Origin of the sequence: Gottfriedia sp. S16(2024) (assembly GCF_050473765.1) — a bacterium.
Taxonomy (GTDB): domain Bacteria; phylum Bacillota; class Bacilli; order Bacillales; family Bacillaceae_G; genus Gottfriedia.
Window position 1 is genome coordinate 2,433,580 of the sequence record NZ_JBFLUO010000001.1, and the last position, 13,426, is coordinate 2,447,005.

Consider the following 13,426-nt stretch of genomic DNA (forward strand, 5'->3'; position numbering starts at 1 on the left):
AGTGGTTATACGGGTTTTGATGGCGTGTTAAAAATATTAATAAAAAAATTACCAAAAAAAACTAAAAAACCAATTGTATAATTATTTATATTTGTGTATAATCATTCATTATATAAGAATCTGAGCTTCTAAAAAAAGGGGATGGATTTATGAGTAAAGTATTGAAAGAAAACCATGTAAAGAAAAATGGTTATATTCAAAAGACAAAAGGGAATGTTACAAAAGGTAATTTTAGTTCTGTAAAATGGTCGGATTTTAAAGGTAAAAATTTTCTTACAATAAGTGAGTTTTCATCAAGTGAATTATTATTCTTACTTGAAAAATCATTAGAAATGAAAAATATGCAAAAGGCGGGAGAGGCGCATCCTTATTTAAAAGACAAAGTGCTAGGGATGATTTTTGAAAAGAATTCTACTAGAACGAGATTATCATTTGAAATCGCGATGATGCAATTAGGTGGTCATGCCATCTTTATGAGCAGTAAAGATTTACAGCTTGGTAGAGGAGAAACTGTCCATGATACATCGAAAGTATTTTCTCGTTATGTAGACGGAGTCATGATTCGAGCAAATACTCATGAGATGGTGAAGGAGTTTGCTGAGCACTCGTCCATTCCGGTTGTTAATGGATTAACTGATCTGCACCATCCTGCTCAAATTATGGCTGATTTCTTAACGATTCTAGAGCACAAAGGTAGATTAAAAGGTTTGAAGATTGCTTATGTAGGAGATGGAAATAATAACATTTGTCATTCTTTAATTGAAGGTGCCGCTAAGCTTGGTGTTTATTTAACGATTGCATGTCCCGTTGGGTATGAACCTAATAAAGTAGTACTTCAATCGATGAAGCATGTTGCAAAAACTACTGGAAGTGTTATTGAAGTAGTTAATAATCCTGTAGATGGTGTAAGTAGAGCTGATGTTGTGATAACAGATGTTTGGACCAGTATGGGGCAAGAGAAAGAGACTGAAATTCGCTTAAAAGATTTTAGTCCGTATCAAGTAAATGATCACTTATTAGAGAACGCAAAAGAAGATTATTTATTCATGCACTGCTTACCTGCACATAGAGGGGAAGAAGTAACAGCTTCGGTAATTGACGGTAATCATTCGGTAGTATTTGATGAAGCTGAAAATCGACTTCATGCTCAAAAAGCAATCTTAGTTGCTTTAATGGGTAATTTATAATTCTAAAAATCTATTATACTTTTTAAAAATCTAATCGGGGGTAATAACATGGGAAATGAAAAAATTGTTTTAGCATATTCAGGTGGTTTAGATACATCAGTTTGTATTAAATGGTTACAGGAGAAATATAACTACGATGTAATTGCACTTTGTCTTGATCTAGGTGAAGGAAAAGATGTTGAAGCTGTTCGTCTAAAAGCGTTAAATTTAGGAGCAATTAAGTCCTATATGATCAATGTAAAAGACTTATTTGCAAATGAATATATTGTCCCCGCTCTAAAAGCGAATGCATTATATGAAGGTAAGTATCCACTATCATCTGCTCTATCAAGACCTTTAATCGCAAAACTATTAGTTGATGTAGCACAGCAAGAGGGTGCAGTTGCGGTAGCACATGGTTGTACAGGAAAAGGAAATGATCAAGTTCGTTTCGAAGTTTCAGTAATGGCCTTGAACCCGAATCTTAAAGTAGTAGCGCCTGTTCGTGAATGGGGCATGACTCGTGATGAGGAAATACAATACGCTCATGAAAATGGTGTTCCGATTCCGGTCGATCTAGATAATCCTTTTTCAATAGATGCAAATATATGGGGAAGAGCTTGTGAAGCAGGTGTATTAGAGAATCCATGGAATGAAGCACCTGAAGAAGCTTTTGATTGGACGAATGCAATTGAAAATACTCCGGATGTTCCTGAATATATTGAAATTGAATTTTCAAAAGGTGTACCTGTTAGCTTAAACGGTCAGCCTATTGAGCTAGTTCAATTAATTGAACAATTAAATGGTATAGGTGGAAAGCACGGTGTTGGAAGAATCGACCATATTGAAAATAGATTAGTAGGCATAAAGTCGCGTGAAGTATATGAAAATCCAGCAGCGCTAATCTTAATCAATGCTCATAAAGAATTAGAGTTCCTTACATTACCTCGTGAGGTGACAAATTTTAAAGTAAGTATTGAACAACAATTTTCAAAAATGCTTTACGATGGATTATGGTATTCACCTTTAATGGGTGCTTTAGATGCGTTTGTAAATACAACACAAGAAACAGTAAGTGGTATTGTTCGTGTGAAATTATTTAAAGGTACTCATACAGTAGTAGGTAGAAAGTCAGAAACTAGTCTATATAATGAAGAGCTTGCAACTTATTCAAAGGGTGATTTATTTGATCATAATGCAGCGGTAGGTTTTATTAAACTATGGGGATTACCAACAAAGGTATATAGCGAAGTTACACAGAAAAATACAGTTTTAAGTAAATAAAATATAGAGTGGATTAAGGAGGCAGTTATGTCAAAACTTTGGGGCGGACGTTTTACGAAGGAGACAAACCAATTAGTAGAAGAATTTACGGCATCAATTGAATTTGATCAAATTATGGCTAAGGAAGATATAGCTGGAAGTATCGCACATGCAACGATGCTTGGAGAATGTGGCATAATTGAAATCAATGAAGCTGAACTTATAATAGAAGGTTTAAATACGATCTTAAAAAAAGTTGAGAAAAATGAAGTTCAATTTAGTATTGAAAATGAAGATATTCATATGAATATCGAAAGTTTGTTAATTGAAGAAATCGGTCCTGTAGGAGGGAAACTACATACAGGTCGTAGTCGAAATGATCAAGTAGCAACGGATATGCACCTATTTTTAAAAAATAATACGTCCTCCATTATTCATTTAATTGAAGAGGTTCAAAATAAAATCGTTGCACAAGCCAAAAAGCATGTAAATACAATTATGCCTGGGTATACGCACTTACAAAGAGCACAGCCTGTTTCATTTGCACATCATTTACTTGCGTATTTTTGGATGCTTGAGCGTGACAAAAGCCGATTCATAGATAGTTTAAAACGAGTGGATATTTCACCATTAGGGGCAGGTGCATTAGCTGGAACGACATTTCCAATTAACCGTCAACGTACCGCTGAATTACTTGGTTTTAGTGATATCTATCATAATAGTTTAGATGCAGTAAGTGATCGTGATTTTATCGTAGAGTTTCTTTCTGATTCGTCATTACTAATGACACATATTTCTAGACTATCAGAGGAATTTGTCATTTGGTCTAGTCAAGAATTTCAGTTTATTGAATTAGACGATGCTTTTTGTACCGGCTCTAGTATTATGCCGCAGAAAAAAAATCCAGATGTTCCAGAATTACTTCGAGGTAAAACAGGGAGAGTTTATGGCAGCTTAATCGGGTTATTAACTGTTTTAAAAGGACTACCTTTAGCATATAACAAGGACATGCAAGAAGATAAAGAAGGTATGTTCGATACTGTTTATACTGTTGTAGGGGCACTGCAATTACTATCAGGAATTATTGATACAATGAAAGTAAACGAAACTCGAATGTACGAAGCTGTTAAAAATGATTATTCAAACGCTACTGACCTTGCTGATTACTTAGTTCGAAAAAATATTCCATTCCGACAAGCACATGAAATCGTTGGAAAAACGGTTCTATATGCTATTGAGAATCATAAATTTCTTGGGGAATTAAATCTTGAGGAATTTAAGATGATTAATGAAGTATTTGAAGAAGATATTTATCATACATTAAATCCAAAAACGGTTATGGAAGCAAGAATAAGTGAAGGTGGAACTTCTACAAATGAAGTTTGGAAACAAATAATGAAAGCGGAAGAGTGTTTAAGCATCACAACAAATATGGTATAATTTTCTATTCAAGAGCGTCCAATCTTTTTGGACGTTTTTTTGTGCTTCTAATTATTAATAATTTTCTATTCATTATGCAAATACTAGAAGTAGTTACTAAAAAAAGGTAGGTATTATATGAGTAAGCAAGAAAAAAGTAGTGTATTTAGAGCATCAGAAGGGATAGCGCATGCTGTTTTCGTAATGATCGGTATCGGGTCTTTACTTGAGAGTATTGGGAAAATTTTTCATTTTGAATCTTTAGTGACGATCGGATTTTCAACTAAGTTATTAATGGCACCAGCTATTGGAGCGGGTATAGCTGTTTTATTAGGTTCAAGTACATTAATTATTTTTTCCGCAATGTCTGCTGCAATAATCGGTTCCGGTGCATTATTAATGGTAGATACGGCTATGACCATTAAAATGGGTGAACCAGTAGGAGCTTTATTATCAGCTTTAGTTGCAATTCTGATTGGAAAAGCTGTTCAAGGTAAAACGAAACTAGATTTAATGGTTGTACCTCTATTTGCAATTTTAATTTCAGGACTAGTTGGATTATATTTATCAAAATGGATTTCTCCAATCTTAATAGCGGTTGGGAATTTTATTAAAGGTTCAACAGAAGGTTCGCCAATTATTGCTTCGATTGTATTAGCAGTCGTTTGGGGGATATTAATTGTTTCGCCAGCGTCTTCTGCTGCGTTAGCTATTGCATTGAATTTAGATGGACTCGCTGGTGGGGCTGCATTAGCAGGATGTGCAGCACAATTTGTTGGTTTAGCTGTTATCTCTGCACGAGAGAATGATCCAGGAAGTATCCTTGGATTATTAATCATCACGCCGAAATTACAACTCCCAAATGTAACAAGGAATATCAAAATACTTATACCGACAGCAATTGCAAGTGCTGTGGCAGGACCGGTTTCTGCATTCTTATTTCATATTGAAGCGCCAAAAGAAATCGCAGGTTTAGGGTTATGCGCATTAGTTGCACCAATGAATTTATTAGCTACATACGGAAGTGCAGTTATTATTCCAATGATTGTTACTTATATCTTAGTTCCAGGAATCGTTTCGTATATTGTGTACATATTCTTAAAACAAGCAAATATGATTAAACCTGGAGAGTTGAAAATATTATAAATATATTGAGTGCTATATGTTTGATGAGCTGCAAATAAAGATATTGAAAGTGCAAATAAATCAATCAGGGTGCAATTAATATATAGCATATCTGCAATTAAAATTAGCATATCTGTAATTAAAAAATTCAAAACTGCAAATAATATTTTGGAATCTGCAAATAAGGACTCACTAATGACAAATAAATAGAGTGTCACCTACTAAATTCAAAGAAACAACAATAAAATAGAATGTAAATCGACTAAAACATAACGAAATCAAGTAAAATGGATCATGATTGATACAGTTCCTTCCCTACAAAACAAAAAATGAGTACTATCCACAGTACTCATTTTTCTGTTTTAGTGATTACGTTCGATCCATAAAAAACAGCTTCAATCCAATTCCTGTAAAAATAATGCCTTGTGCTAGATTGATAATTTTAGATGATTTCTCATTTTGTAACAATTTTTCACCCAAGCTACCTGCAAAAATCGCTATAATTGAAAATACAATGAGAGTTAATACCATAAAAGTTAAACCTAAAACGATCATTTGTAGGGAAACTGCCATACCGCTTTTGTCTATAAATTGAGGCAAAAGCGCTAGGAAGAATAAAGATACCTTTGGATTTAGTACGTTCATTAAAAATCCTCGACGATATAAAGAAGGTAAAGTTTGTTTTTGGGGTTTCGTGAAAGAGCTTACTTCATTGCTTGAACGAAAGGCCTGGTAAGCTAAGTACAGTAAATAAAAAGCACCTAAGTATTTTAAAATGGAAAAGCGATTTCTGACTTATACCAAATGGTTGATAATCCAATTGAAGCAGCAAGTGTATGGATTGTAACGCCTGAACAAAGGCCACATGCCGTTGCAATTCCTTCTTTTTTTCCGTATGAAATGCTTTGTGCCATAACAAAAATATTATCTGGTCCAGGTGCTATTATTAATAATAAGGACACAGCAATAAACGACAGGTAAATCGTTAATTCCAATGAAATACCTCCTAGCAATTTTTTGTTTATTTTTATAATACTTTAACATGAAAAAGACAGGAAAAGCCGGAATAGATAGGTGGAAAATGATTTTAAAGGAGAGGTTTATGTGAGCGAGAAGGAAAAAATGATTAATGGTGAGATGTATTTAGCTGGGGATCCTCAATTGGTTGAGGAAAGAGTTAAGGCAAGACGTTTGACGCGCGAGTTTAATTTGACGCTTGAAACGGAAAGTAGTAAAAGGGAAAGTCTATTAAAACAGTTATTCGGTTCGACGGGTGAAAGCATATATATTGAACCTACGTTTCGTTGTGATTATGGATACAATATTCATGTAGGTGAAAATTTTTATGCCAACTTTGATTGTGTGATTTTGGATGTTTGCCCGGTACATATTGGTGTAAATTGCTTTATGGCACCTGGGGTTCATATTTATACGGCTACACATCCACTTGATCCGGTTGAAAGGGCTAGTGGAGTTGAATTTGGTAAACCAGTTACGATTGGTGATAATGTTTGGATTGGTGGAAGAGCCATCATTAACCCTGGAGTAAAAATCGGACATAATGTAGTAATCGCATCTGGGGCTGTTGTTACAAAAGATGTTCCTGACAATGTAGTAGTTGGAGGAAATCCAGCTAGAATTATTAAGGAAATTAAGTAACAGATTTTACGAGAAGGCATTTAAGAAATGCATACAGCGTGAATCTAATTTTTCCAATTCTGAAAATGGGGGGGCTATATGATTTATTTAATATTAATTTGTATATTACTAGGTTTTATGTTGCTAGTGTATATGTTTATTGAGGCTCATATGAATATAATTCGAAAACATGAGTTCTCTTTTTCAACTACTCCCCTTGAAAAGCCGATTAGAATCCTTTTTATTTCCGATATTCATAGAAGAAAAATAGATTCTTCTATTATTAAGAAGTTGTCTAATCAAGTTGATCTTGTCATTATAGGCGGTGATCTATTAGAAAAGGGAGTGCCTCTTGAAAGGATTGAAAATAATATTCAAAAGCTATGTAGTCTTGGTGAGGTCTACTTTGTTTGGGGTAATAATGATATAGAAATTGAAAAAAGGGATTTACTGACTATTTTTAATAAATGGAATGTAACTGTTTTGAAGAACGCTTCTGTTACCTTAAACCATTTGCAAAGAGAATGGGCATTAATTGGGGTAGATGATTTGAAAACGGGGAAGGTGGATCTTGATCTTGCCTTTCAAGGTGTTAAACAAGATGCATTTAAGCTTTTAGTTAGTCATAATCCAAGAATCTTGAAGTTTTTAAAGGAAGAACATGGAGTATCGCTTGTATTAAGTGGTCATACGCATGGAGGACAAATAAGAATTTTCGGATATGGTCCATATGAAAAAGGTAAAACGCATGTGTATAATGGGATAACTCAAATAATAAGTAATGGATATGGAACAACGACTATACCACTTAGGTTAAATGCACGCCCTGAAACTCATTACATTGTGATTAAAAGTATATAAAGTCATAAGAAAATGACTTAAACATGAGATATAAATATATTTCATGTTTTTTTTATACTCTGTAACCTGAAATTCGACTTTTATAAACAAAATAGAGAGTAGATTTATAGCTTTCGAAATGGACAGTTTCTTAGTTTGGAGGGGGATTGAAATCTACTAAATGACAAAAAAGGGCTGTCTTAGACCTGAATAATAGACACTTAAAAAAAGAGTCTATTATTCGGGTATTTTTATGTCCTGGTCATCAGTCTCTTTTTTTATGTGTCCACTTTAAAGGAAACAATTCAGCATTTGTATCTTCTTTTTTTATTACAAAAACTCTTTTAATATTTTTTTTGATAAAATATTATAAAAATATAAAATTAGAAAATTATAATAATTATTTTGTGTTCTTATTTTTTTGGCAAAAAAAATGATAATTCCCCCAAATGAAAAGTGTTTGAAAATTAAGTTTTATAGGGCTTTAAAAAAAAAAATTTACAAATTGTACCTATTATCTGATTTTTTTATAGTTTATTTGGTCAAATTCCCCCAATTTACGATAACGATTGCTAGCGTTAAAATAAAAAAAAGATAGAAAATTGTCAAAAAATTTCAAAAATGGGGGAGTAAAGTGTGAGTAAAAGAAACTTCAAAGTAAGTTTAGCTAAAACAACGATCAGTGCTCTGGTCGTGGGCTCGATGATTCCATTTAATGTACTAGCAGCTACACCAAATGCTAGCACAGAAAATACTGTCGTCGGTTCACATACACAAAAAACAAGCACACCAGACTTAACAGCTGATCAAATCGACGCTTTAAAGAAAATATCAACAGAAAGTGATGTAAAGATTTCGCCAAAGATTGATACGAAAAGCTCAAAAATGGTCAAGGTTATTGTCGAATTTACGCAAGAACCAGCAAAAATAAGTGTCCTACAAAAAGAAGTAGCTGGTGAAAAAACGACATTAAGCGCAGAAAATAGCGCAGTTAAATCGTCACACGCCACATTCAAGTCATTTGTAAATGAGCTAAATAATAGTGCAAGTAAAACTAATTCAGTAAATGCAGTATCAGCATTAAGTATCGCACCAAATGAAGTATCTAATGAAACAACAGACACAGCTGGGGAGGCTACCGTTCAAATTACGCGTGAATACACACATGCATTAAACGGGGTGGCAATGACACTACCAGGTAACTTAGTTGAGAAATTATTTGATTCTGGTGTAGTAAGTCGTGTATTAAACGATGACATAGTAAAGCTTGACCCAAGCGAACTGAAAGCTTCCGCGCAAAGTGAACAAGGTGAGAATAATTTACCAGAAAATTACATTCCATTACCAGGTATTGAAGATTTGCATAAAGAAGGTACTACTGGAAAAGGAATCAATGTAGGGGTTATTGATACAGGGATTGACTACAATCACCCAGATTTAACAGACGTATATAAAGGCTACCGTGCAAAAAGTGGAGAAGATGCAAGCAAAATCGATCCAACAACAGTTAAAGGTTGGGATTTTGTTGACAACGATGCTGATCCAATGGAAACAACAGTTGATGATTGGGTAAAAGCTGGCAAACCTGAAGGTGATGGTGGGGAACCGTATTATACATTCCACGGTACACACGTTTCAGGTACGATTGCAGCTCAATCGAAAAATAATGTAGATTTACCAGCTCAAGGGGTTGCACCTGGTGTAAACTTGTATAATTATCGTGTACTTGGGCCGTACGGTACAGGGTCTCAAGATGCGATTATTGGTGGGATTGACAAAGCTTTACAAGATGGTATGAAAGTTATCAACTTATCTCTTGGGGCACCAAGTAATGATCCGTTATCAGCTGAAGCTGTGGCAATTAATAATGCAACTCTTGCAGGTGTAACATGTGTTATTTCAGCAGGGAACTCAGGTCCGGGTGCAGGCACACTAGGTACGCCGGGTGCATCAGCGCTTGCAATTACGGTTGGAGCAAGTGATTTCCCAGTAAGTGTCCCTACAGCATCAGCAAAAGTAGGGAATGAAACATTTACTAACTTCAAGTTACTTGGAAAAGGTTATAACGATCGGGTATCAGATCTTGAGAATAAAACTTATCAATTCGTTGATGTTGGTTTAGCACAAGCAGCTGATTTTAAAGATGCAAACGGTAATCCAATCGATTTAACTGGAAAAGTTGCACTGATTACACGTGGTACAAGCTCGTTAGCTGAAAAAATAACAAACGCAGCGAAAGCAGGCGCGGTTGCAGCGATTATGACTAACAATATTGACGGTGACATTGATAATTACTTAGCAAGTGACGAAGGGTTTATACCAACATTCCGTATGACTAAAGCTGATGGTGAACGTTTACGTAGTGTAGCAGGCACAAATACAATTACTTTTACGAATGTAAGTTCAACGAATACACAAGGAAATCACTTGGCAAGCTTTAGTTCTAGAGGACCAGTTGCTTCGACATATGACATTAAGCCAGATGTTGTTGCACCAGGAGTATCGGTGTACTCAACTTATCCATATTTCGTCCATAGCCCAGATAAAGTAGACTATAGCAACGCTTACGCTCGTATATCAGGTACATCGATGGCGTCGCCACATGTCGCAGGAATTGCTGCGCTAATCTTACAAGCACATCCAGACTACACACCAGCTGACGTGAAAGCAGCATTGACGAACACTTCTGGAAATCTAGACGGAGATTACTCTGTATACGAACAAGGTGCTGGTTTAGTCAATGTAGTGAAAGCAGTAAAACGTGACGTGAGCTTTAAAGCACAAGACACAACGGCAAACATTGATAGTAGTGGTAATACTGTGAACATGAATTACGAAAAAGGTTCATTAACGTTTGGCGCAGTGTATAGAAAAGAAGGTGCGGTCAATACGAGTAATCGAACAGTGAAAGTAAAAAATAGAGGAAACTCTGACAAAACGTTTGATATATCTGCAACTTTTATTAAACCAAATGCAGCGGTAAGTGATGCAACTAAAAACGGCATTACAGTGACTACAAGTTCACCATCACTAACAGTAAAAGCAGGTGAAACAACAAGCTTTACAGCAACCGTGAACGTACCAAGTAGTGCAGATTATGGTCGATACGAAGGATATTTGAACATTGTAAATCATGATAATCCAAGTGAAACGTACCGCATGCCATTGGCTGTTCGTACGGTTGAAAAAGGATTCAGCAACTTGATGATGGACGACAATGCGGCCACTACTAGAAAGCCGGTCATCCCTTCATTTTTTAATTATGGCAGTGCACGAAATATCGGCTTTACATTAAACAGCCCGATGACATATGTCTGGGGGGTAATTTATGACAAAAACGGCAACGCACTTGGAGCTACCACAGTATCGCCACTTAGTGCAAGTACAGCGCCAACGGATCAGTTTATATCGTTCTCTTTTGACGCAGCTAGTTACTATCCATTTATCGGAGATCCGTCGAAAGAGTTGACAAGCCAGTTCACAAAAGCATCATTGCCAGAAGGTCAGTACACGATTAAAGTACGCACAACGGATACGACAAATATGTATGCGAAAACGTATGAGAAGTCGATGCCATTTATAGTGGACAACCAATTGCCGAAATTGACTTATAAAGACCATGCTCCAGGCGTGTACGAGCTAAGTGATTCAGACTTTACGGATGAAAAACAGGATGGCAATACCTATCATGCGTTTTGGGTTCATGCTAACTTATTCGATGAAGGAACCGCTCAGTTGGCTCCTCTAGGCATCACTCAATCGGATAACACGTTGTTCTATTACTATAATCGCATTGACGATCCGGATGCACAATTCCTAACCGATGCAAATGGGGATACGAAATTCGGGATTGAAAAAGCGGACATTGAAAACAGTCCTGCAGTCGTCACACTTTTCCCTAGAGATGTTGCAGGAAACGCGGAACTTGTCAATGATTTTCATCAGTATGCATTTGTTAAAAAAGGCACGCCGTATATGGTGCCGACGTATGACAAACAAAAAGTGACCCTGAATGATACAGTCACGATGACACTGAACCTTCACAATGTTCAACAAATGATGTCAGGGACATATAATGCAACGTACTGGAAAGATGTGTACGATTTGCAAGGGGTGACGGTAGCGCCTGAATTCCAAAAATGGGCAGATGATCATGGCGTGAAGGTAAATGTGGATACGTCTGTTGCAACGGCTGACCCTCTTTATTCAAGCAAAACAATGATCAATGTGGGCGCTCATTTAAGCGGCGGAGAAGACTTCAAAGGATTCAGCGGCGATAATATGCCATTTTTGAAAGTAACTCTAAAAGTGAAGAACGATGACCCGCAAGGGCCGGCTTCGATTTTATATGGGAATATGGTTGAGGATGATGTAATGACCAACTTCAGCATGATGCAGTATGGTCAAACGCAGCCGACCAACATTACAGCGTTTAGTCGAGTGAACAGCTTCCAAGTTCTTCCGACGCATAATTCAGTTCAATCCTTTGTTAGACTTCAAGCGTTTGCGAACAACGTAACGATGGACTATACAAAACTAAATGCGAAAGCATATGCACTACTTTCGGATGGTTCTAAGTACCCAGGAACGATTGATGCGAAAGGGTATGTCAATATCTTAAACATTCCGATTTCAAAAGACCCATTCAAAGTAATCATCGAAGCACCAGGGCATTTAAAGAGCGTTCAGACCATCACAATGAATACGCAGACTCCATGGGGCGACAATGTTGGTACGTTTAGCGGCTATATTGGAGCTACATCAAGACAACCGAATGGTCTAGCTGGTGATGTGAACGGCGACGGCGTGATTGACGTCTTAGACGTGAAACAAGTTGCGAAAATGTTTGGAGTTCAAAATACAACAAAATTCAATATCGAAGATCTAAACCAAGATGGGATTGTAGATAAGAAAGATATGAATTTCTTAGTAAGTAACTTATATAAATCAAACTTTGATGCTTTAATCACACCAAAAGAGATGGTAGATGGAAAATACGCAACTGACTACTTTAACGCACTTGGCATCGCATCACTCGTAAACACATTCAAAAATGTGGATAGCAGTGCTCACAAAGCAACATTCACATGGAACCCAGCGGTGGATGCAACAGCGATCAAAATCCAGCAATCTTCAAATAATGGATCAAGCTGGCAAACGGCAACAACAGACGGCACATTGTCTGTGACTGATGGCAAAGCAACTATAACTGGTTTAACTGAAAATACGAATTATCAATTCAGAGTATCGATTACAGGTGGTTTAAACGCTGGTGTATCAAACACTGTGAGTTTAACAACAAAAGTAGTGCCAATTCCAAACGCACCAGTTGTCAAAGGATTAGGTGACAGTGATACAACAATTTCTGGAAAAGCAGACCCTAATGTTACTATTACTGTAAAAGCGGGTGATACTGTTGTAGCAAGCGGCAAAGCAAATGAAGCAGGTGACTTTACGCTTCCAATCGCAAAACAAAAAGCAGGTACTGTTTTAGTGATTACAGCTACAAATGATGATGGTAAAGTAAGTAGTGGAACAACTATCACTGTAGTGGATATTACAGCACCAGATGCACCAATTGTTAATACAGTAACGAAAAAGGATCAATTTATCACAGGTAAAACCGAAGCAAATGCGACGGTTATGATCAAAATCAACAATGTAGTAAGTGAAGTAAAAGCTGATAAAAATGGGTACTTCAGTTTAGAAATACCTCATAACGCGAATGGCACATTCACTGGAACTGTCATCTATGTTACGGCAAAAGATGCTGCAGGAAACGTGAGTACTACAACTCAAACAGTTGTATTAAACAAATAGTAATAAAAAATGGAGAGCCCCTGATCGTTTAAATGGGGCTCTTTTTGATTGGTTATCTTCCAAAAATGCAAAAAAGTTACTAATATAGTAAAAGAAGTTTTCTATATAAAAAGGTATTTTGTTGCTTAATGGCGAATAGTTAATACGTGTATTTT

Annotated in this window: 7 protein-coding genes and 1 pseudogene; 7 read left to right on the plus strand and 1 reads right to left on the minus strand. The window is 36.2% G+C overall.

The window, feature by feature from the left end; genetic code table 11:
* The first annotated feature begins 149 nt into the window (after positions 1–149).
* From argF to AB1282_RS11440, 4 genes are all read left to right on the plus strand, one after another.
* Positions 150–1,187 (plus strand): ornithine carbamoyltransferase, encoded by a 1,038-nt coding sequence (argF, locus tag AB1282_RS11425; protein ID WP_082459491.1) that lies wholly within the window; start codon positions 150–152, stop codon positions 1,185–1,187.
* A gap of 48 nt (positions 1,188–1,235) precedes the next feature.
* Entirely contained in the window at positions 1,236–2,450 is a 1,215-nt protein-coding gene (locus AB1282_RS11430) for an argininosuccinate synthase (protein ID WP_056471996.1), read from the plus strand.
* A 27-nt stretch (positions 2,451–2,477) separates the two neighbouring features.
* Complete coding sequence (gene argH / locus AB1282_RS11435) at positions 2,478–3,869, plus strand: argininosuccinate lyase (protein WP_056471997.1); 1,392 nt, start codon at positions 2,478–2,480, stop codon at positions 3,867–3,869.
* A gap of 117 nt (positions 3,870–3,986) precedes the next feature.
* Positions 3,987–4,994, plus strand: a complete 1,008-nt coding sequence (locus AB1282_RS11440) for a PTS sugar transporter subunit IIC (RefSeq protein ID WP_429899129.1) — start codon at positions 3,987–3,989, stop codon at positions 4,992–4,994.
* 348 nt (positions 4,995–5,342) lie between these two features.
* Here the strand turns inward: AB1282_RS11440 and AB1282_RS11445 are convergent.
* Positions 5,343–5,887, minus strand: a pseudogene (locus tag AB1282_RS11445) (LysE family translocator).
* Between the two features lie 190 nt (positions 5,888–6,077).
* On the opposite strand from AB1282_RS11445, the gene maa reads away from it, so the two are divergent.
* The 3 genes from maa to AB1282_RS11460 all read left to right on the plus strand — a co-directional run bounded on the left by maa (position 6,078) and on the right by AB1282_RS11460 (position 13,271).
* Positions 6,078–6,632, plus strand: a complete 555-nt coding sequence (gene maa / locus AB1282_RS11450; protein ID WP_429899130.1) for a maltose O-acetyltransferase — start codon at positions 6,078–6,080, stop codon at positions 6,630–6,632.
* 78 nt (positions 6,633–6,710) lie between these two features.
* Positions 6,711–7,472, plus strand: a complete 762-nt coding sequence (locus AB1282_RS11455) for a metallophosphoesterase (protein WP_056472002.1) — start codon at positions 6,711–6,713, stop codon at positions 7,470–7,472.
* A gap of 615 nt (positions 7,473–8,087) precedes the next feature.
* Positions 8,088–13,271: a S8 family serine peptidase gene (locus AB1282_RS11460; RefSeq protein WP_429899131.1), complete on the plus strand. Its 5,184-nt coding sequence runs from the start codon at positions 8,088–8,090 to the stop codon at positions 13,269–13,271.
* Positions 13,272–13,426: the final 155 nt, after the last annotated feature.